Annotated in this window: 16 protein-coding genes; 7 read left to right on the top strand and 9 right to left on the bottom strand. The window is 45.7% G+C overall.

Annotated features, from left to right (window positions below; all coding sequences use genetic code 11):
* Complete coding sequence (gene pbpC / locus L0U88_RS03250) at positions 1-2,322, bottom strand: penicillin-binding protein 1C (RefSeq protein WP_234864171.1); 2,322 nt, start codon at positions 2,320-2,322, stop codon at positions 1-3.
* Between the two features lie 69 nt (positions 2,323-2,391).
* Between pbpC and L0U88_RS03245 the strand changes: the two genes are divergently transcribed.
* A complete protein-coding gene (locus L0U88_RS03245; protein ID WP_234864170.1) occupies positions 2,392-7,788 on the top strand; it encodes an alpha-2-macroglobulin family protein in 5,397 nt (1,798 codons plus the stop codon).
* Positions 7,789-7,790: 2 nt separating this feature from the next.
* Complete coding sequence (locus tag L0U88_RS03240) at positions 7,791-8,780, top strand: acyl-CoA dehydrogenase family protein (protein ID WP_234864169.1); 990 nt, start codon at positions 7,791-7,793, stop codon at positions 8,778-8,780.
* Here the strand turns inward: L0U88_RS03240 and L0U88_RS03235 are convergent.
* A complete protein-coding gene (locus tag L0U88_RS03235) occupies positions 8,760-9,707 on the bottom strand; it encodes an alpha/beta hydrolase (protein WP_234864168.1) in 948 nt (315 codons plus the stop codon). The two genes, L0U88_RS03240 and L0U88_RS03235, sit on opposite strands and share 21 nt — an antisense overlap.
* A 3-nt stretch (positions 9,708-9,710) precedes the next feature.
* On the bottom strand, positions 9,711-11,612 hold the full coding sequence (locus L0U88_RS03230; RefSeq protein WP_234864167.1) for an ABC transporter ATP-binding protein: 1,902 nt from the start codon (positions 11,610-11,612) through the stop codon (positions 9,711-9,713).
* 63 nt (positions 11,613-11,675) lie between these two features.
* Here L0U88_RS03230 and L0U88_RS03225 point away from each other — a divergent pair, with 63 nt between their 5' ends.
* Complete coding sequence (locus L0U88_RS03225) at positions 11,676-12,770, top strand: amidohydrolase family protein (protein WP_234864166.1); 1,095 nt, start codon at positions 11,676-11,678, stop codon at positions 12,768-12,770.
* Here the strand turns inward: L0U88_RS03225 and L0U88_RS03220 are convergent, their stop codons facing one another.
* From L0U88_RS03220 to L0U88_RS03200, 5 genes are all read right to left on the bottom strand, one after another.
* Positions 12,771-13,661, bottom strand: coding sequence for an AraC family transcriptional regulator (locus L0U88_RS03220; RefSeq protein ID WP_234864165.1), 891 nt, complete (start codon positions 13,659-13,661; stop codon positions 12,771-12,773).
* 316 nt (positions 13,662-13,977) lie between these two features.
* Positions 13,978-15,408 carry a Gfo/Idh/MocA family protein gene (locus L0U88_RS03215; protein ID WP_234864164.1) on the bottom strand — a complete coding sequence of 477 codons (1,431 nt, stop codon included), beginning with the start codon at positions 15,406-15,408 and terminating at the stop codon, positions 13,978-13,980.
* Positions 15,405-16,487 (bottom strand): phosphotransferase enzyme family protein, encoded by a 1,083-nt coding sequence (locus L0U88_RS03210; RefSeq protein ID WP_234864163.1) that lies wholly within the window; start codon positions 16,485-16,487, stop codon positions 15,405-15,407. The genes L0U88_RS03215 and L0U88_RS03210 overlap by 4 nt, the downstream gene beginning before the upstream one ends.
* A gap of 105 nt (positions 16,488-16,592) precedes the next feature.
* Complete coding sequence (locus L0U88_RS03205; protein ID WP_234864162.1) at positions 16,593-17,105, bottom strand: anti-sigma factor family protein; 513 nt, start codon at positions 17,103-17,105, stop codon at positions 16,593-16,595.
* 38 nt (positions 17,106-17,143) lie between these two features.
* The gene (locus tag L0U88_RS03200) at positions 17,144-17,728 is read right to left on the bottom strand and encodes an RNA polymerase sigma factor (RefSeq protein ID WP_234864161.1); all 585 of its coding nucleotides are present in this window, start codon (positions 17,726-17,728) and stop codon (positions 17,144-17,146) included.
* A 261-nt stretch (positions 17,729-17,989) separates the two neighbouring features.
* Here L0U88_RS03200 and L0U88_RS03195 point away from each other — a divergent pair, with 261 nt between their 5' ends.
* Positions 17,990-18,343 (top strand): DUF6249 domain-containing protein, encoded by a 354-nt coding sequence (locus L0U88_RS03195; protein WP_234864160.1) that lies wholly within the window; start codon positions 17,990-17,992, stop codon positions 18,341-18,343.
* Between the two features lie 294 nt (positions 18,344-18,637).
* Here the strand turns inward: L0U88_RS03195 and L0U88_RS03190 are convergent, their stop codons facing one another.
* Positions 18,638-20,290, bottom strand: a complete 1,653-nt coding sequence (locus L0U88_RS03190; protein WP_234864159.1) for a S41 family peptidase — start codon at positions 20,288-20,290, stop codon at positions 18,638-18,640.
* A 108-nt stretch (positions 20,291-20,398) separates the two neighbouring features.
* On the opposite strand from L0U88_RS03190, the gene L0U88_RS03185 reads away from it, so the two are divergent.
* From L0U88_RS03185 to L0U88_RS03175, 3 genes are read left to right on the top strand one after another with little or no spacing between them, the layout of a single operon-like run.
* Positions 20,399-21,238, top strand: a complete 840-nt coding sequence (locus L0U88_RS03185) for an N-acetylglucosamine kinase (RefSeq protein WP_234864158.1) — start codon at positions 20,399-20,401, stop codon at positions 21,236-21,238.
* A gap of 21 nt (positions 21,239-21,259) precedes the next feature.
* The gene (gene murQ / locus L0U88_RS03180) at positions 21,260-22,090 is read left to right on the top strand and encodes an N-acetylmuramic acid 6-phosphate etherase (RefSeq protein ID WP_234864157.1); all 831 of its coding nucleotides are present in this window, start codon (positions 21,260-21,262) and stop codon (positions 22,088-22,090) included.
* Between the two features lie 32 nt (positions 22,091-22,122).
* Complete coding sequence (locus L0U88_RS03175) at positions 22,123-22,686, top strand: hypothetical protein (RefSeq protein ID WP_234864156.1); 564 nt, start codon at positions 22,123-22,125, stop codon at positions 22,684-22,686.
* The last annotated feature ends 108 nt before the right edge of the window (positions 22,687-22,794 follow it).

The raw sequence follows: 22,794 nt of genomic DNA, 5'->3' as shown, positions 1-22,794 counted from the left end.
TCAGTTTTCCCAGTATTGCACCTGGATCCGGATATCCCGGTTGCGGCCCTTGTCATCTGTACAGGAAATTTTTACAGGTCCGGCTACAGGTTGAAAGAATACTCTTTCCTTCACACCGGCTGATTTGTAATAGTGGTCATTGATATACCAGTGAACCCGTAGTACATCCGAAGCAGCCTGGCACTGCAGCAAAAGCGGTTCCGGGTTGCTTTTTTCCAATAAATACTCACTGCCATTGCGGGGGGAAAGAATAGCAGGCGCACCTTCCCGAAAGACCTGCTCACAGTCGGGGTTATGCGGAGGAATTTTTTTATAACTGATTTTGCGTTCATCCATCCAACGCAACAGGGCCGGTTCATAAAGCGGATATCGTTCTTTTTTATAGCCTGCATCCGGGAGGCATTGCATACAATAGGAATAGATTCCATCCGCACGAATGGGAATCTCCCTGCTGTGTTCGCAGGTTTTGTTGCCGGATACCAATGGAATAAAATAATCCGTGATCTGTGATTCGCAGTATTCTCCTGGCGGTAGTCCGCTCGTAGCGCATACTTTTCGGATATCACAATCAGCGGGCTGTGTAAACCAGTCCTGGTCAGAATCATAATCGATGGTGTTAAAGAGCCGGAATAGCAGGGGAGTAGCAGTTTCTGCTCCACTGAGGGAAGCGGCGGATTCACCCGAAAAATTACCTACCCAAACCCCAATCGTATATCGCTGGTTAAAACCGATGCTCCAGGCATCCCGACGGCCATAGGAGGTTCCGGTTTTCCAGGCAATTTTGGGCATTTTCTCTGTGCTCTGCCAGCTTAACGGAAAATCGGGTCGGTTTACCTTGCTTAAAACCTGGTTGATCATATAAGCCGAAGCAGTAGAAAATACAGGTTGTTGCAAGTGATTGGTGTCGATTGTGGTGAATTGGAGAGGGCGATAAATCCCTCCCCGTGCAAAGCTGCTAAACAGGGAGGTTAACTCTTCCAGGCTGGTTCCGCAACCTCCCAGCACCATGGATAATCCCAGTTTTCCCCGGTCTTTTTTGATCTGCTGAAAGCCAATGCCGGAAAGGGTTTCAATCAGTTTGTCTTTGCCCAGCGATGCCAGCGTACGAACCGCCGGAATATTGAGGCTGTGATCCAACGCGTATTCCATACTTACTGCTCCATTGAACTGACGGTCAAAATTTTCAGGCGCATATCCTTCATAGTTAGTAGCTACATCAGACAACATGGTCTTAGGTGTTAGGAGTCCGGCATCGATCGCCAACCCATATACCAGCGGTTTTAAGGTACTGCCTGGCTGGCGGATGGCGGCAGCCCCATTAACCTGGCCTCCGTCTGATACGTCTTTAAAATCAGCCGATCCCAGGTAACTGATGACCTTTCCACTGGCATTTTCCACTACAATAACAGCTGCATTGCGAATGGATTGATACCGAAGGGGCCGGATATAATCAGCCACCAGTTTCTCCACTTGTAATTGAGTGTTTAAATCGATGGCGGTTGGAATGGAGATGGCGCCTGACTTCCGTAATTTGTACGAGAGATGCGGGATGAATCGCGGAGCCGAATGCCGGTAAGCAGTGAGCGGTTCTTCGATGGCGTCCCGGATATCGTTTTCTGGGAAGATGCCGTTTTGCCGGAATAGTTCCAGCCATCGGTTACGTTCTGTTACAATTCGATCATTGTGTTTGCCCATAACCAGGGAATTGGGACGGTTAGGGATCACTGACAGGGCCATGATTTCTGCCAGGGATAAATGATCGGGATTTTTCTCAAAATACAGGACCGATGCAGATTTTACGCCTTCAATATTACCACCATAAGGCACGAGGTTCAGATAGAGTTGCAGAATCTCTTTTTTGCTGTACCGAATCTCCAGTTGCACTGCCCGAAAACTTTCGGTTATCTTCTTCCACCAGGTTCTCCTGCCAGGTTCCAGGGCCCTTGCTACCTGCATCGTAATGGTGGAAGCGCCGGAAGTTCTTTTGCCTTTTATGAGATTATTCCACCCTGCTCTGATAACGGCAACCGGATTCACTCCCGGATGATAGTAAAACCAGCGATCTTCTTTTTCAAGGATCGCTTTTTGCAGCAAAGGAGAAATTTCGGTAAGCTCTGTTTTCATCCGCCATTTCTGATCGGAGGTTAAAAATGCATGCACCACCCTGCCTTTGTTGTCTTTAATAACTGCTGACCATTCCGGTTCATCTGGCAGGGGAAACAGAAGCTGTAACAGTAAAAAAAATAATCCCGCTCCCAGTAGGAGGAGGACTGTTTTTTTGATTCGATTGGAAAACTTCAAGGTACTTGATTGCTTTAACAAACTTACTGGTTTCCGATATTTTGATTTCGTTAAACTTGTGAATACATTTGGTAACAATTCCAACCTACTATGTTTTCCCTGAAACGAATCTCCTTTTACCTTATCCTGTTTTTCTCCTTCCTTGCCTGTAACCGAAAAGCAGTAGTACTTGAATATACTAATGCCGAAAAAGAAGTGATGCCATTGCAGAACCTGGTATTCCGGTTCAATCATCCCATCGTTTCTGACAGTTTGCTGAATCGATGGGATTCTACGGAGTATGTGCAGTTTGAACCGGCAATTCGGGGCAAATTCCGGTGGGAACAATCCAATCTGCTGGTCTTTTCTCCCGCGGCTCCTTTGCTGCCGGCAACAAATTATACCGCGCGACTTACCTCCGCTATTTTGAATGGATCTGCATTTAATCAGATAGAAAACGGCGATAAACTTCAATTCAGTACACCGCTACTCAACCTGGATGAAATAAATGCTTCCTGGGTGTTGACGGAAGAAGGCAGTACGAATCCGGTTCCGCAACTGGATCTTTACTTTAATTATAAACTGGATCCTTCCCGGCTGAAAGAACAACTTCGCATATTAAAAGGAGAAACAGCTATACCTTATTCATTGCTAACGGTGGGTATAGATTCCAAAATGACCCTGCGTCTGCAAGGACTAAAAGCAGAAGATAAGGACCTTTCTCTGGACCTGGTACTGGAGAAGGGGCTTACCCCGGATGGAGGGAAACAGGGATTGAAAGAAGCAGTTAAACAGCCGGTGGTGCTGGCCTCCCCCTTTGTGCTTACCATCAATGGCGTGCAACCCGAACACGACGGAACTACCGGCCGCATACTGGTAAGGACCAGCCAACAGGTGGTGGAAGCGGGGTTGAAAAACTTTATTACTCTTGATCCCACTGTTGCTTTCCAGGTGCAACTCATGGAAGATGGGTTTATGATCAGCAGTGATGCATTTGACTCCGAAAAATCGTATCAACTGGAAATTAAAAAAGGACTGAAAGGGATATTAGGGGGACAACTGAAAGAAGAACAAACCGAGTCGATTGCTTTTGGAGCCCTGGAGCCATCCATTCGTTTTATGAACGGGAAAGCCAGTTATTTATCGGCCGAAGGAGCACGCAATATCGAGATCAAAATAGTGAATGTGCCGAAGCTGAAACTGGTTGTTTCCAAAATTTATGAATCCAATCTGCTTGCCGCAAACCGCTATGGCTATTACCCCAAGGAATCCAATGGAGTAGGTGATTATGATGAATATTATTATGAGGGAGAAGGCGATTTTACCCTTGGTGATGTGATCTATGAAAAAGAAATCGATACCCGTTCGCTGCCACGTGTTGGCAGTTCTCAATTACTTGAATTTAACCTGGAGGATCGGCTGCCGGAACTGAAGGGTGCCTATCATATCAAGGTTCGATCCATGGATGATTACTGGGTGAGTGACAATCGTATGATTTCACTTTCCGATATCGGGTTGATTGTGAAAGAAGGACAGGAGAAGATTTTTGTATTTACCAATTCCATTGCATCAGCAACCGCCCTGACAGGTGTGAACCTGGTAGCTTACGGGGCCAATAACCAAGTATTGGGTATGGGTACCACCAATTCAGAAGGAGTTGCAGAAATCAGTTATGCCCGAAAGGAACAGGCTGGTTTTCGTCCGGCTATGGTCATTGCCAAAACCGCTACTGACTTCAACTACCTGCTCTTTGGTAATACCCGTGTCAATACCTCGCGTTTTGAAGTAGGTGGAAAGCAGCTGAATGCAACCGGACTGGATGCGTTTGTTTACACAGAGCGGGGAATTTATCGTCCGGGTGAACAGGTGCATTTTGCTGCAATCGTACGTGATTATAACTGGAATCCGGTTGCTGATCTGCCTATAAAGGGTAAAGTGTTGTTCCCCACAGGAAAGGAGATGAAGAGTTTCCGAAAAACGCTTAATAAAGAAGGTAGTACCGACGGCAGTATTGATATTCCGGTTGCAGCCCTAACGGGTACGTATATACTGGAATTGTACAGCGGAAATGATGTACTGCTGACCAGTCTGCCCATCCAGGTGGAAGAGTTTGTGCCAGATCGTATCAAAGTACAAACCAGCCTGGATAAAAAAGAGCTCAAGCCCGGTGAAACAGCCACCCTGGCATTGGAGGCACAGAATTTTTTTGGTCCGCCTGCCGCCAACCGGAACTATGAAACCGAAATCCAGGTAAAGCAAGTCCTTTTCTCACCGAAAAAATATGGCGGCTACCAGTTTTCACTGACCAACCAGCAAAGCTTCTTTGACAAAAAGATGGAAGAGGGACAAACCGATGCGGAGGGCCGTGCCCGTATTTCCTATACGGTTCCTGCTTTGTATAAGATGATCGGATTACTGCAGGCGAAATTCTTTACAACTGTTTTTGATGAAACCGGCCGACCGGTGAGCAGGATGGTACAGGCGGATATCAGTACGCAGGACGCTTTCCTTGGAATTGGCGACAATGGATATGATTATTTTCCACTGAACCAGGCCGTGAAGTTTCCACTGATCGCATTGAATAAGGCAGAGCAGGTAGTAACAGGTCAGAAAGCAACGGTGGAAGTAATCAAACATGAATACCGGACCGTATTAAGCAAAAGTGGATCCTATTTCCGGTATGAAAGCCAGAAAGAGGAAAAGATCCTTGCCAGCAGCACGGTAACCATCTCCGGAGAGAACTCATCCTATAGTTTTATACCCAGGTCTCCGGGTAATTATGAACTTCGTTTAAGCCTTCCCGGTAGTACTACTTATGTTAGCAGAACTTTTTACAGTTATGGACATTGGGGGGGTGATTATACTTCTTTCGAAGTAAATACGGATGGCAATATTGACATTGAAACCGATAAGGAAATGTATAACCCTGGAGAAGAGGTGAAGCTCCTGTTTAAAACACCATTCAGCGGTCGTTTGCTGGTTACAATGGAGCAGGATAAGGTGCTGAGCTACCAATACCTGAATGTGGAGAAGCGCAGCGCTACACTTACCTTGCCAATAAGCGAAGCTCATTTGCCGAATGTATACATCACAGCTACCCTTATCAAAACACATACGGTAAGTGATCTTCCTCTGACAGTTGCTCATGGATTTAAAGGGGTAACGGTAAGGGAAAAACGTCGTTCTATTCCGGTGGAGATCCTGGCTGAAGCATCGAGTCGGTCTAAGAAAACCCAGCAGGTACGGGTAAAAGCAGTACCGGGTTCGATGGTTACTTTAGCTGCCGTGGATAATGGCGTGCTGCAGGTAACGGATTATAAAACTCCGGATCCATACGGCTATTTTTATGCGGACAGAGCCCTTGGTGTAAATGCCTTTGATTTGTATCCGCTGCTGTTTCCGGAATTGAAAGCGACCCGAAGCAGTACTGGTGGGGATGGTGAGCTGAGAATGGACCAGCGGGTAAATCCTATGCCGAATAAACGGGTAAAGATTTTATCGTACTGGAGCGGATTGGTAAGCACCGGTAGTAATGGCGAAGCTTCGTTTAATGTTGAGATACCTGCCTTTTCGGGAGAGGTTCGGTTGATGGCAGTAGCGCATGCAGGCAACCGGTTCGGTTCTGCCGAAAAAACAATGAAAATTGCGGATCCTGTTGTCATTAGTACTGCCTTGCCAAGGTTTATGAGTCCGGGTGACAGTATTGAAATACCTGTAACGCTTAGTAATACAACAGCCAAATCAATGACCGGCTCTGCCACCATCAAAGTCAGCGGATCAATAACAGCCTCCGGAGCTTCAGAACAACCGGTTACGATTGATGCCAACTCGGAACAACGACTTGTATTTACGGCGGCCGCAAACCCGTCAATCGGCAACGGACAGGTGAAAATTGATGTGAAAGCAGGAGGGGCGGTTTATTCGGAAGAAGTAGATATTACGGTTCGACCTGCTTCCACCTTGCAGAAAAGAACCGGATCGGGAGCTGTTAAGGCAAATGGTTCTGTAAATCTAAACATTGGTGATCCTGATTTTATGCCAACATCGGTTCGAAAAAAACTGGTAGTGAGTCCTTCTCCGGTGCTGGAGTTGGGAAATATACTAGAAAGGTTGGTTAACTATCCGTATGGGTGTACAGAGCAGAGTATTTCAGCGGCCTTTCCACAATTGTATTTTGGTGATTTGAGTGAGTTGCTGCAAAAAGGAGATGCATCGCGCAAAGCGGCAGCAGCCAATGTATTGGAAGCCATCCGCAAAATTAAAATGCGGCAATTGTACAATGGAGCGGTAACGCTTTGGGACAATGACCGTACCGAGCAATGGTGGACCAGTATTTATGCGGCTCATTTTTTGATTGAAGCCAGAAAAGCCGGCTTTGAAGTGGATCGTTCCCTGCTGGAAACGCTCCTGAACTATATCAACCAACGCCTGAGTGTTCGAAATACCATCACTTACTATTACAATGACAACCAGCAAAAGAAGATCGCTCCCAAAGAAGTGGCGTACAGTTTATACGTACTGGCACTGGGCGGTAAGTCAAATATATCTGTGATGAATTATTACAAGTCCAAACCCGATCAGCTAAGCCTGGATAGCAAATACCTGTTGTCGGCAGCTTATGCATTGGCGGGAGATCGCAATAGGTTTGCTGAGTTATTGCCCTCTTCCTTTTCAGGAGAGCGATCTGTTGCTGTTACGGGTGGCAGTTTTTATTCTCCCCTTCGGGATGAGGCAATTGCGCTCAATGTATTAATTGAAGTACAACCGGATCATCCACAGGTGTCAGGTTTGGCTAGGAATTTAGCACAACGCTTTAAAGAATTAAATTGGTTCAGCACCCAGGAAGCATCCTTTGGTATGCTGGCACTTGGGAAACTGGCTGCCCGCCAGGCCAATAATACAGCTACCGCAACGATTCAAAGCAATGGTAAAACGATTGCTACCCTTAAGGATAAACTGCTGACAGTTGAAGCTGCTTCACTTGGAAACGGGCCTGTGCAGATCAGCGCAAACGGTGGACCCGTATATTACTGGTGGGAAGCAGAAGGAATCAGTGCAAGCGGATCCTATAAGCAGGAGGACCAATACCTCAAAATCCGGAGAGCTTTCTTTGACCGGAACGGGAAACCGATTGCAGGCAGAAATTTCCGGCAGAACGACCTCGTTGTTGTTCAGCTAACCCTTGAAAAAGCGTATGCAGGTGCTATTGATAATGTAGTTATTACGGATTTGCTTCCTGCCGGATTTGAAATTGAAAATCCAAGGATAAAAGATATTCCTGGTATGGACTGGATAAAAGATGCAGTTACTCCAACAGCAATGGATATACGCGATGACCGGCTGCATCTGTTTGTGGATGCTACTAATAACCGGCAAGTGTATTATTACACGGTGCGTGCGGTTTCTCCAGGTACATTTCAACAGGGACCAGTAAGCGCAGATGCTATGTATAACAATGATTATCATTCCTATCATGGTGCAGGGAAAATAGTGATCACAAGCCGGTAAAAATGAATATTGATACGAGTGTTGAGTTTATAGAGCTGGTACGGGATACCGCCAGGGAAGCGGAATTGAGAGGGGAATTGCCAGAGGTTATATGGGAACAGGTGCTTAAAGCCAACTGGCTGAACCTCTATCTTCCAATAGATTTGAGAGGAATGGGCATGGAATTCCCCGAAGCAGTGGAAATACTGGAAAAGATAGCGTGGATAGATGGTTCGCTGGGCTGGACCATTACGCTTTGCAGTGGGGCTCACTGGTTTCTTGGTTTTATGGATAAAACGCTGCAGGCTGATTTGCTTATCCAGGAAGGCTTGTGTATTACGGGTAGTGGGAATGCCGGAGGTGCCGCAGTTCCTTTAGATGGGGGGTATTGGATAAAAGGAGAATGGCCACATGCAAGTGGTGCTTCCAATGCAACTTACCTGACTGCCAATTTCAATGTACAAGGAACTATAGTTGCGATGCTGCTTGATGCAAAAGAAGTTGAGCTAATCGGAAACTGGTCAACCATGGGAATGAAAGCCACTGCCAGCAATGGTTTTAAAGTTACTCCGCAATGGATTCCAGCACGAAGAGCTTTTGTTATTGATCCCGAACGGGCAACCCATCCGGATCCGGTGTTTAAATTGCCTTTTGAATTGCTGGCTGCTTATACGCTGGCAGCCAATATAACTGGAATGGTTAAACGTTTTGTTGAATTGGCTGAACATCAAAGTAGGATTTCAACGGAACCCTTTAATCAATTGAGAATGGAGTTATTGCAAACCTGTCGGGACAACTGGGAGCAGGTAAAGCAAGGCATAGGTCCTGAGCCGTCGGCTATTGATGTTGTCAGTGCTCAAGCCAGAAGTATTACGCGGCAAGCCTTACAATTGATTCAGAACTTGTACGGATATCAGTCGCTGGCCGGCGCTAAAGAAGATTCTGAACTAAATCGTGTGTGGAGAAATATTCATACGGCTGCCCTGCATCCTTTATTGAGAAGCATCCTTTAAGGAAAGTTCTTCCTGGAGGTAAGCAGCAATCCGTTGGGTCATATCGCGCCAGCGGCGCCTCGCACCAGGGCCTCCGCCAAATACCGGGTTGAAATGTTTGTGCAGCTCATGTCCGGCTCCTTCATATAACTGTACATAATGGGTAATTCCCGCACGATGGGCCTCCCGTGCAATGATTTCAGTGCCAAAAAACGGTCCTGCCGTATTATTGGAAGGTACTACCCGGTCTTTGCTTCCATGTATGGAAACAATTGGCACCCTGGCATTTTTAATCCACGTACTGTCATAAATTGAGCCCCACATATTGATAGCGGCCAATACCCGGTTAGGATTGTGGGTGGTGTCGAGACTGGCACTATTGGCGCGTTTGAGATAGGCAGCAAGTTCCGATTCACTGCTGCATACTTCGTGGAGGGCCATCATGCCACCGGCTGAATTCCCTGCCAGGATGATTTGATCCGGATCAATGCCGTATTGCTCGTGATTTCGTTTGAAGTAATCAATGGCTAACTGCAGGTCTTTCAACGCTTCAAAACAACCGTCGGCAAGATCTTCAAAACGGGAGAGCGGCTTTTTTTTACTCTTCCTGTAATTGATCGACGCTACAGCGTATCCCCTTTTGGCAAATTCTCTTGCCCAGAAAGGAGTACTGTCGGATGCTTTGTTGCCGAGTTTAAATCCGCCGCCATGCATGGCAATGATCAAAGGACGCCTGCGGTTTTTGTCTTCGGCGGATGCATACCAATCAAATTTGTGGAACCTTTTTTTAACGCCAGGTGTTTCTTGTTCCTGGTAGGAAAGATTCCTTTTACGATCCACTTTCTCAAACAGGATGTCTTTGTACCGAACGCTGGATTTCGGCTGTGCCTGAGTGTTAGTAAATATGAGTACTGACAGCATTCCTGTCAAAACTGCCCGAATTAGCATAGGTTAAATGGTTTCGGTAACTGATTGGGTAACGACTCCAAATTCGAATTGCATTTCATTCAGCCTGCGGTAGAGTCCGTCTTTTGCCATCAGTTCTGCATGGGTGCCAGATTCGTGTACTACGCCCTTATCCACTACCACTATCTTATCAGCATTCCGGATGGTGGACAGCCGGTGTGCAATCACAAAAGAGGTTCTGCCTTTCATCAGATTATCGAGGGCTTCCTGAACCAGCTGTTCACTTTCGCTATCGAGAGAAGAAGTAGCTTCATCGAGTATCAGGATAGCCGGATCTTTCAGGATAGCTCGCGCGATGGCAACCCGTTGTCTTTGTCCGCCACTCAACTGAATACCTCTTTCACCTACAACAGTGTTGTATTGATCAGGAAAAGCTTCAATAAACCGATGTGCATTTGCTTTGATTGCTGCCTGGGTGATTTCTTCATCTGTTGCATCAGGTTTTCCATAAGCGATGTTTTCCCGGATAGTGCCACCAAACAGCAATACTTCCTGTGGTACATAGGCCATCTGGGCACGTAACTCTGATAAAGGAAAACTGGAGGCTGGTTTGCCATCGAAAAACAAATTCCCCGCATCGGGTTCATAAAAGCGGAGCAGCATGGAAACCAGGGTGGATTTACCTGCACCACTGGGCCCCACAATCGCAACCTGTTGCCCATTTTGCGCAGACAAGCTAAGGCCTTTCAGCACAGGTGTGTCTTTACGCGAAGGATAGCTGAAGAAAATATGTTCGAACTGTACATCCCCACGGATGCGGTTTTCCGGTGCCACAGTGATAGCTTCCAGCGAAACCGGTTCGCTTTCGCTGCGGAGAATTTCGCGGATGCTTTCAGTTGCCCCCAGGGTTTTTTGCAATTGGGAAAACATATCGGCGAAGCCTGCAAAAGTTCCACCTACAAACATTGAAAAGATGACGAACATGGTAAGGGAACCCAGGGTAAGTTCACCTGATTGAATCATATTAGCACCATACCACATAACAAAAGCGATGGCACCAAACACACTAAAGATCATAAAGGAAACAAACGCACCCCGATAGCGTGCGTTTTTGATAGATGTATCAACAACAGCAAAAATACTTTTTACATACCGCTTGATCTCGTGAAATTCACTGGTGAAAGCTTTAACAACCGTTATCCCCTGAAAAGTTTCCTGCACAATCGTGCCACTTTCAGCTAATTCATCCTGTGCTTTCCGTGCCATTTTGCGAATGCGCTTGCCAAAAACAACGGCCAGGATTGCAATTACAGGTACCACGCCCAGCATTACCAGTGCCAGTTCCGGACTGATCCAGAAAATAAAGAAAAGCCCTATTACCAGAGTGAATATGCCCCGAAGGAATTCGGCCAGGGTAAAGGATATTGCGTCCTGGATCTGGGAGAGATCCGATGAAATCCGGTTGCTCAATTCACCTACTCTTTTTTCAGAGAAATAAGACATGGGCATACTCAGCAGTTTGCTGTATACGTCTTTCCGCATGCCTGCCAGGGAACGTTCGCCCACTGCCGTCAGCAGGTATACACGCATATAGGAAAAGAACATTTGAAAACTGAGCGTAATAAAGATGAAAAGCAGGCTGGTATTCAGACTCCATTTCACTTCCTTCAACTGCTGCCCGAAAGGCAGATTGGAAGGGGCAGAAGGAACAACCGCAGCGCCGCCTCCCGGAACGGCTGCATCTATCATTTTTCCAAGAAACAAAGGGAAGAGACTGGTGGTTAAAGCCGATAAAGCGATGAATACCAGGCTCATGATAAATTGACCGCGGAAAGGCTTCAGATACCTGAAAAGCACCAGGGCCTGGCGAAGTGATTCTTTGGAAATTTTAACTTTTGGACGCTCCTCTGCGTTATCCTCCTTGTTCCTGTTCCGTCCTCTTGCCATATTTTTATGTTTCTGATTAAACTGAGCGCAAGATACATCAGCAACCTGCTTAATTAAACCGATATGCTTAAACGAATTACAGTTCTGGGTTCTGTTTTGTTGTCAACCACCCTGATCGCCTGTGCCCAACAACCTAAAATTGATTTTGAATCGTATAACCCTCCCTCTACGCTGGTGGTGCCCGAAAATCCGGTAACCCGTTCAAAATTTCCATTTGTTGACGTGCACAACCACCAGTACCGGATGGGCTCAGGTTCACTGGCTGATATCATCAGCAATATGGATGCGCTCAATATGAAGGTGATGGTCAACCTGAGTGGTGGTAATGGTGCCGAGCTCAAACAGAAAGTAGAGAACGCGCGTAAGCAATATCCCGGAAGATTTATTGTGTTTCACAATATCGATTTTGGGGGCATCGGCACAGAAGGCTGGTCGGAGAATGCAGTAAAGCAATTACAGGAAGATTATAACAATGGTGCCCGCGGATTGAAAGTGTTCAAAAACCTGGGATTTTCGGTGAAGGATACCAGGGGAAACCGGGTGACTGTAGATGATCACCGACTGGATCCCATCTGGAAAAAATGTGGCGAACTCAAGATTCCGGTCCTTATTCACACAGCAGACCCTGCCTCTTTCTGGGAAGAATTAACGAATGAAAACGAGCGATTGCTGGAACTTTACACACATCCGCGTCGGAAACGTTCGAATGAGGATCCGGCTCCCTGGGAGGTATTGATTGCAGAGCAGCACCGGATGTTCAAAAAACACCCGGGCACTACATTTATTGCTGCGCATTTTGGCTGGTATCCGAATAACCTGAAAAAACTGGACTCCCTGTTGCAGGTGATGCCGAATGTGGTGGTGGAGTTTGGAGCCGTAATTGCAGAACTGGGTCGGCAGCCCCGTTCAGCTCATGATTTTTTCCTTAAATACCAGGATCGTATCCTTTTTGGAAAAGACAGTTGGGTGCCTTCAGAATATGCAACCTATTTCAGGGTACTGGAAACAGCCGATGAATATTTTCCTTACCATAAAAAATACCATGCATTCTGGAGAATGTACGGACTTGATCTGCCGGATGAGGTACTTAAAAAAGTATATTACAAAAACGCCCTTCGCATTATTCCGGGCATCGATGCGAGCCTGTTTCCGCGCTGATCAGATAAAGACGCGGGTGCCGGCTCCAACGGCATTATAGTTTTCGCGGAATTCTTTGGGTGTACAGCCTTTTTTCTTTTTGAAAACCCGGTTGAAATTGGACATATTATTGAAGCCGCAACGATAGGCGATTTCTCCGATTGTGTGTGTGGTGTCTATGAGCATACGCGAGGCATGTCCCAACCTGATCTCAATCAGGCTGTCAATAAAATTATTACCCGTTCTGTTTTTAAAAAACCGGCTGAAAGCCACATCCGACATATTGACCAGTTTAGCCACATCGGTTAAAGAGATCGGCTTTTCAAAATTATTGTTGAGGTAATCCATTGCTGTACCAATACGGCGACTGTTATATGTGAAGTGTTCTGCATTGTTGAAGCTGGCATCGGAAAGGATGCGCATATTCCTGGAGGTGGAGAGATCATGCAGGATAGAAAACAATTCTAATACCGAGTCAAACCCATGTTTCTGGTTCAATGCTTTTATCCGGCCGGCTACCTGTTGGGTAGTTTCCGGCGAAAACAGAATACCCCGGTTTGATTTTTCCAGCATAGCCCGGATAAAGCTTAACTGATTCCGGCGCAGAAATTTTTCATCAAACAGATCCTTGTGAAACTGTATGGTTACTTCTTTGATTTCTTTACTGACACATTTGTGATTGAACCAGCCATGCTGAAGGTTTGATCCAACCAATACCAATTCCAGGGAGCTTATTTCTTCCATGTGATCGCCGATAATCCTCCTTGCTCCAGTTGCATTTTCAATAAAGTTGAGTTCAAACTCTTCGTGATAATGCAGAGGAAAATCGAAATCTGATTTCACTCGGGAAAAAAGGGTAAAACAATCACTTTGGGTAAGCGGCGTAATCTCTCTAAGCAGGTCGTTTTTCATATGTAGCTAGTCAAAATAGTATTAGTCTGGGGTAAATTACAAAAAATCAGGAATATGACTTTAGCCAGGGATTGATAACCAGTAACCGTTTTGGAAATGAAAGTATGAAGATTGAGTAAAATAGTATTAAATACCAGTTGAATTACGAGCTATTTTACAGGTTCGTTTTGGTTCTTCCAGAATGAGCAATTTAGCAGTCGTTTTGTTGGCAGCAGATGGTTTGTTTCTACTAACCGCCGAGCTGCCAATTTTTATTAAAAAACCCGTCTCTTTTCAGAGAACGGGTTTAAGTAAAACCAATCAACGAAAACCTTCTTTATAGCTGTTTACCGCTTTTTTCAATTTTACGAACCGGGGTATTGCCTCCTCCATTGAGTGTCAGATCCACCGGTTTATTTGTGATCCAGTTGCCCCTGCTGAAATCAGGGATATCCATACTGCGGCTCCTGTTATTTACCGACTGGTTAGAGAGCGGAATAATACAACTCCAAAGTGCTGCATCGTACACGTCCTGGTCCAGCGGCAAACCATTACGCAAACAATCGATCAGTCGCCAGTCCATAATGAAATCCATACCCCCATGACCACCAACGCCCTTGGCTATTTCTCCAATATGTTTGACGATGGGTGGAGTATGTTTATCTTCCAAAGCCTTAAATTCTTCCTGTTTTATCCAACTGTGGCCAAAAGCGATCTTCGCAGGACTGGGCCATTTCTGTGCCACCCCTTTTGTGCCACTTACCAGGTGTATGCGGCTGTAGGGACGGGGAGAGCTGACATCGTGCTGGATGAGAATGCTTTTGCCCTTGTGGGTGCGGATCAGGGTATTGTTCATATTTCCCCGGTATTTCTGATTAACGTAAGGGGAGAAAAACGAATCGGTTTTTGCAAGTTCTGCTGCATGTGCTCCCATGGTGAAATCATTCGTTGACATGGAGATCAGGTAATCGAACTGATCACCACGATTGATATTCATGCATTGTGCAACAGGACCCAGGCCGTGGGTTGGATAGAGACTACCGTTCATGCGGATATTCTCTTTTAGTCTCCACATATTGGCATATCCTTTTTTACTGAAATTTAGATCCAGCAGATCGTGGATATAGGCTCCTTCTACATGGAGTACTTCTCCAAAGAGGCCATTCCGCGCCATGTTCAGCGTAAGCAGTTCAAAGAAATCATAACAGCAGTTCTCCAGCATCATACAATGTTTACGGGTGCGCTCGGATGTTTCCACGAGCTGCCAGCATTCATCAATAGAAAGCGCTGCCGGTACTTCAGTGGCTGCGTGTTTGCCATTGTTCATGGCATAAAGAGCGATTGGTGTGTGTAAGTCCCAGGGTGTTGTGATATAAATCAAATCAATATCTTTTTGCTCACAAACCTGTCTCCAGCCATTTTCACCAGAGAATTCTTTCGCCTTGGGTAATCCTGCTTTGGTGAGGATTTGCTGAGCGGCCGCGGCCCTTTCGGGATAAAGATCGCAAAGCGCTTTAATTTCTACTCCTTCAATATGGCTCATGCGCTCAACAGCTCCCGGACCGCGCATGCCCAGCCCGATAAAACCGATTCGAACCTTTTCAAGTTTGGGTGCAGCGTATCCGCACATGTTAAAGGAGGGAGAGGTCTTTGCTGTGGGATGGGGTGCATCTTCTGCAAGGTCCTTGCCCAGAACCGGCCAGCTGCTCACCAGCGCGCCGGTACCCATTGTGAGGTTCCGCAGGAATTTTCTTCTGTTTGAACTCATATTGATGTTGTTTGATCTTGATGAAAAATATATCGGTTAAGGATCTCTGTTAGTTCTGGTTCTTTTGCTTCCAGTTCCTGTAAAAGGCGGATCTGGTTGCGCGCGCGTTGCAGGTTATGATCAGCATACCTGGCACCATAATAGGTGTCGCCAATCAGGTAATCGGAGAGAAACCGAATGGCCTGCATATAGATCATGAATTTGCCCGCATAAATGAAAGCTCTTCTTTCATCGTCCGAAAGAATTGCATTCATTTCGGACAGGTAACCTTTTACGATGGCTTCAAAAATATCCGTACGAATGCAGATCTTTTCCAGGTCTGTTTCTTCTTCACTGGCGGGAGAGAGATAAGTCCGTAACATATCACCCACATCACTAATGAAATACCCTGCCATCACGGTATCGAGGTCTATCACACAGAGCCCTTTATTGGAGGCATCCAGCAATACATTACTGATCTTGGTATCATGATGGGTTACACGTAAATGGAAAGAAGGGTTATTACAAATATGCTGGTAGGTAGTAACGATTCCCGATTTATTCTTGAGATAGTCAATTTCGGGACCGGCCTTTTGTATCCGATCCGGAATCCCGGAAGCAATGGCATCTTCAAACTGACGAAACCGCAAGGTGAGATTATGGAAATCCGCGATCGTAGTATGTAGTTCATCCAGTTTTATTCCTTCCAGCAAAGCGGTAAATCTTCCGAATTGTTTGGCAGCTTCATAGGCCTGGGAAGGTTCTGTTACCACATCAATGCTATGGGAATCTTTGATAAAAGGGAGCAATCTGAAATAACCGGCTTCTTTTGAAATTGCGAGGTCCTGGTTATCAAGCGTTTTAACAGGTTCAACAAACAGATAATCAGGGTGATGAGTTTTAAGGTAACTCCCGATTTGCCTGAGATTGGATGCAATCCATTCCGGATGTTTGAATACATCCTGGTTAATGCGTTGCAGGATATAAGAGCGATTTTTATCCGTTACTTTCCAGGTAGTATTAATCAATCCCGATCCGAACGTTTCGGTTGAAAGATGGGCTGTTTCTTTCAGATAGGCTGGCAAAATCTGTTGTTCCATGTTAGTTTATATGGATAAGGCCTTTTATAGACCGAACTTAAGCATTCGGTCTCATCCTTCCATATGCAACCGTTTGAGTGATTTTGCCAGATGAAGCCCAATCGCTCAGGAAGCCTGCTTTTTCCAGTTTTTTTTCTGTGCAGTGAGATACCGGTCAAAGAGCATCAATCCCAGTACAATATTCACCATCATGAAAATATTCACGAATTGATTGTTGAATATTCCGGAAAAATCGATGCGGTTCCATTCAAAGCCCCCACTACCGGATCCACTGCTCCAATCGATCTGTGCAATGGCATATATTACAAAGCCAACAATCAGGGTGATGAAAAATCCTGCAATTCCGTAGATGATCTTTTTATTGATATAAGTGCTGGTAGCTGGAGCAATATGTAATCTTGCGATTTCTTCCATCACGTTTTTGGTAAAACGAAGGGAAGGGGCTTCCAACTCCAGGTGTTCCTGCAAATCCTGGTGAAGTGCTACCATCTCCTGGTATTTCTCCCTCCATTCCTGCTGGGTTTGAATCAGGGCTTCAATCACCGAACGTTCTTCCGGCTTCGCTATCCCATCGATGTATTCCCAGAGGCGGGCTTCCATTTCTATATTCTGTGACATGAAGTAAAAATTATGAATGATGAATTGTGAATTATATTTTAAGTGGTCAGGTCGCGGACTTCCTGGGGGAAGAATTTTTCCATTTTATCCCGAAGTCGTTGCCTTGCCCGGTGTAACCTTACTTTAATTGCATTGGTTTCCTGTCCCAATATCTGTGCAATTTCATCCAGGCTCTGTTCTCCCTTATAGAAAAGTGTAATTACCTGGGCGTCATCCGGCGACAGCAGGGAAATAGCCTGGTTCACCATCGCCAGTTTGGATTTCTGTTCCACCTGGTTGGCCCGCATTCCACTGTCAACCTGTTCCGCATGGGCCATTACCTTTTCATTATCCAGCGAATGTACTTCCAGTTTTTTCTTTCTCAGGAAGGTCAGGCAGCTGGTGGTGGTAATCGTATAGATCCATGTACTGAACTTACTCTCTCCTCTGAAATCTGCGAGGCTTTTATAGGCTTTGATGAACACATCCTGGGCCACTTCCTCAGCATCCTCCCGACTGTTGATATACCTTAACACTATGGTGAATACATAGTTCTGGTACCTGGTAACCAACTGGCTGTAGGCCTGCTGATTACCATTCTTCACCATTTGTATGATCTCGTTATCCGGTGTTGCTGGTTGCATTACAGGGAGTAGGACGCCGGTTGCGGTTGTTAGGTTACAGGTAATAATGTACAACACTAAAATTAAGATAAGTTGGGCGTATTTCGGATTCGGCTGTAACCTGATAGAAAAACCTGCCGTCATATTCCCAGAACCCGGTTGTTGACTGATCGGGGTTTATACAACCAGTCAAAAAAAAGTTCTTCGCTGCTGTAACCTGGATCCGGAAGCGGTAGTCTGATTGAACAGAAACAATTAAAACACAACCATAAAAAACATTGTATGCAAACCGCAGAAGTTTTGATCCCGATTTTAGTTCCCCTGGGCGCCTTCGCCATGGTATTTGGTATCGTTTACCTGAAAAGCCGTGAGAATATGGCAATGATTGAAAGAGGACTCAATCCCAAGGAGTTTGCCAATCGCCCCGCTCCTTACCGCAACCTTAAGAACGGTTTGCTTTTCCTGGGCGCCGGTATCGGTTTGGCCCTTGCGTATATCATTACCCAATATATGTTGCACGATGATGAAAACCCTGCCCTCTGGTTCGCGCTGATCGCCATCGGTGGTGGTCTTGGCCTGATCAGATCCTATCAGATTGAGAAGAAGGAGTTGTTGGATAAGGAAGGGGAAAAGTGAAACGTCAGACGTCAGACGTGAGAAGGGAAGAGGGGGAAAGGAAGATGTAGGAATGGAAGACTCCCATACTTTACACCTGATTCCTGGATGCTGCACCTTTATAAGAAATACTACCTCATCCTGAATACTAAACCTTATACCTGTATTTAAAACCGGAGGGTTTTTAAAGTAACGCACTGCTAGCGATTGCCTTAAAAACCCTCCGGTTTCACTTTTCACGTCTGACGTCTGACGTCTCACTTTCCTGTGAAACGCCCTGCTTTCGGTCAAGTGCTAATTATTGGGGGTTAGGTGTCATTTCTTCCCTTCTTCCATCTTCCCTTCCCCCTTTTTCCCCTCTTCCATTCCTCCACTTCCATGTACTTCCTCCATCGCCTTCCTCACTACTTCATCCCCTGCATTCAGTACCTGGAAATACCCTTCGCTTCTCCAGCGATACCGGGCAATTAGGGCTTTCATGCGCTCAGATAAAAAGGAAAGGTCAGCGGAAGTGAAATCACCCACCTTAACACTGTCCTGTTCAGCCATCTTTTTAAGGCTTTGCCAGTCATTTTCTGAAAACCGGATGGCATCATTGTAGGAAACCGGACTCTTGAATTCATCCACGGATGCGCGGTTGCGGACATAATAGAGGTAGGTGAAATTACCAATGGTGTTGTTCCGGTACAAGGCAGTTACTGAGCTGGATAAAAGGGTGGTATCGGCGCCAACAAATACATCCGGTACAATTCCTCCACCTCCATAAACCGTTCTGCCTTTGCTGGTCTTATAAGCTTTACCATTGGCTGCATGAATGCTGTCGGCATTGTTCATTTCGCCGTTTTCAAATCGCTTGTGCAGGTCATCCTGGTAGTCTTCAATACCCTTATCGTAGGGTTTCTGAATACTGCGTCCACTGGGAGTATAATAACGGGCAACAGTGAGGCGCAAAGCCGACCCATCGCTCAACTGATACTGTTCCTGCACCAATCCTTTGCCAAAACTGCGTCTGCCTATTATGGTAGCCCGGTCCCAGTCCTGCAGGGCACCTGCCAACACTTCACTGGCGGAGGCAGATTGTTCATCCATCAACAACACCAGGTTGCCTTTTTCAAACAACCCATTCCGGCGGGACCGATACTCCTGGCGTTTCATGTTATTTCCTTCGGTGTATACGATCAGTTTATCGCCATCCAGAAATTCATCCGCCATATCAACCGCTTCACCCAAAATGCCGCCACCATTGCCACGGAGGTCAAGAATCAGCGATTTCATCCCTTCACCCAGCAATTTTTCCAGTCCAGCCATGAATTCTTCATAGGTAGTTTCTGAAAATTTGCTGATCCGCATGTAACCTGTTTCAGGTTCTAGTAAATAGGCTGCATCCAGGGAAGGAAGCGGGATGGTTCCACGCGTAATTGTCACCGTTATAGGTTGGCCATTCCGCAGGAGGGTCGTGGTTACTTTGGAGCCGCCAGGGCCACGCAGCAGTTCCTTGATACGATCCGAACTGATACCTCCGGTAACAGTGGTATCACCCACTTTGAGAAATTTATCCCCAACCTGAAGGCCGGCTTTTTCACTTGGGCCGCCCGGAACCACATTTACAACATTGACGGTATCCCGGAATAGTTGGAATTCAATTCCAATACCCTGGAAATTTCCCTGAAGGTCTTCTGTTAAAGCACCCAGGTGTTGCGCCGGGATAAAATTGCTGTGCGGATCCAGTTTGGTCAGCATATCCTGGATAGCAGCATTTCCAAGTGTATCCACCGATACTTTGTCTACGTATTTCAACATCACCAGGTCCAGTACTTCCTGAAGTGGTGATCTTTTGGTATCAAACCTGAAAACATTACTGGCAACCTGTGTATTATCGCGCAGTTTGTAACCTATTACCATTCCCCCGATCATGACAACTGCGAAGAGCAGGGGAAGCCAAACCTGAACTTTTTTTCCTTGCTTCATATTACGTTCTAAAGCTGCAAATTACTGAAATGCCCGGAGCCGCTCTCCATATTATTGCTCCAGTATGCTAACATAGTTTTATTTTCGTCCCAGCATTAAAGTGAATTCATGGCCATATTACTTGCAGACAGTGGTGCAACCAAGTGCGAATGGTGTGTAGTGGACAAAGGAAAGGTTAAAAAAACGGTTTTCACCCTGGGTATCAGTCCCTATTTTCTCAATACTGACCAAATCGAAGAACTGATTCGGCGTGATTTATACCCCGAAATCAGTCGTTATAAACTGGAAGCAATCTACTATTACGGTACGGGGTGCAAAAATCCCGCCAACCGGAAATCTGTACAGAAAGCCATTCAACGGGTATTTCCGGGTCAGCCGGTGGAAGTCAATCACGACCTGATGGGTGCTGCCCGTGCAGTTTGTCAGCGGGGGAAAGGCATTGCCTGTATCCTTGGAACCGGTAGTAATTCCTGTTATTACGATGGAAAAAAAATTGTGAAGAACAGTCCGGGTTTGGGCTATGTACTGGGCGATGAAGGAAGCGGCGCCTACCTGGGGAAAAAAGTAATTCAGTATTACCTGTATAAAACCTTTGATGAAGAATTGGCCTACCGGTTTGAAGACAAGTTTAAAATGAACGATGTTGATATCTTGGATCGGGTTTATAAACAACCTCTGCCCAACCGTTTTCTGGCCAGCTTCACACTTTTCCTGGCTGAAAACCGCGGCCATTACATGATTGAAAATATCATTGAAGATGGCCTGAATGATTTCTTCTTTCAACATGTGATCAAATACAAGGAAAGTTGGAACTATCCGATTCATTTTGTGGGTGGGGTAGCATTTGGATTCCGTGATGTGGTTTCCGACCTTTGTTCCTCGTACGAACTGGAACTTGGAAAAATTCTTCAGCATCCGATTGAAGGATTGATTCAGTACCACCAATAATTTCAAGATCAACGCAAGCATATGCCCGAATTTGTTAAAGTAACCGAGCAGGAAAGCCGGTATCGTCACCTGGAAAAAATGGAGGTGTCGGAGATTTTGCAGAATATAAACAGAGAAGACCAGGAAGTACCGTTGGCCGTTGCCAAAGCAATCCCTCAGATTGAAAAACTGGTTTCCGCTATTACAGATAATATGCTTGCAGGCGGACGTTTATTCTATCTGGGAGCAGGTACCAGCGGGCGTTTGGGAATTCTGGATGCCAGTGAAATTCCGCCAACATATGGCATGCCGTATGGGCTCGTAATCGGATTGATTGCCGGTGGTGAGGAAGCCATTCAGAAAGCGGTGGAAAATGCAGAAGACAGTTTGCAGCAGGGCTGGGAAGACCTTAAAAAACATTTTGTCAGTGAAAAGGACGTGGTGGTTGGAATTGCTGCAAGTGGTACCACTCCTTATGTAATCGGTGCTTTAAAAAAATGCCGCGAAAATGGTATACTCACCGGCTCCATTTCCTGCAATCCCAACTCTCCTGTAAGCCAGGAAGCAGATTTCCCAATTGAAGTAGTGGTTGGCCCCGAATTCGTTACCGGATCAACCCGCATGAAAAGTGGAACCGCACAAAAACTGGTGCTCAATATGATTTCCACTACTGTCATGATACAAATCGGAAGGGTGGAAGACAATAAAATGGTGAACATGCAGCTCAGTAATGAAAAGCTGGTAGACCGTGGTACCCATATGGTTTTGCAGCAACTGAAACTGGACGATTACGAAGCGGCAAAAGGGTTACTGCTAAAATACGGTAGTGTTAAAAAAGCAGTAGACGCCTGGAGAGCAGCCAATCCGGCTTAAGCATATTTGGGAGAACTTAGTAACTTGCCGGTGTGCACGAAATTGAACCATTTTACAACTGGCGTCATATCTATGTGAGCGAAGAAGATGAGCGATCACCTTTTTACGGGCGCGTTTATTCTGAGTTTGAATATTCCCAAACCATTTATAATTTCTATATCCATCCCCAGTGGGATGAGTTTGGATCTAGAACCCTCTATCTGAAAGTCATCCTGGCAGATTACGAAGAACAGTACGCTATCATTGAACTGCTGGGTGAATGGAATGATGCCATTGAGAATGACATCATGCAACTTAAAAGGGAGGTGATTGACAAGTTCCAGGAAGCAGGCATTCATAAGTTCATCTTCATTGCTGAAAATGTGTTGAACTATCATTCCGGAGACCGCGATTACTATGAAGAGTGGTACGAGGAGATGGTGGATGAAAACGGATGGGCTGTCTTATTAAATATGCCGGAACAAACACAGTATGATTTCCGGAAATCTAAATTACAACGGATAATAGAGCTGGTGGAGCTGGATAACTGGCGTACGTTTAAACCTTTTCACCTTTTCCGGAAAATGGATGAACAACAGATGAAACGCCTGCAATGAGGCGGTTTAACTAACATTCGTAAGGAAAAAACTTTTTTGTTGTATTCAATCATTGTATATTTTTACTTCATGATCACAGCAAATGCATTTGGCCGATTTTATTTTTAC

Source organism: Flavihumibacter fluminis (assembly GCF_021491375.1).
GTDB lineage: Bacteria > Bacteroidota > Bacteroidia > Chitinophagales > Chitinophagaceae > Flavihumibacter > Flavihumibacter fluminis.
The sequence above is the reverse complement of the archived record's forward strand: the minus strand, read 5'-3'. Positions and strand labels throughout refer to the sequence as shown.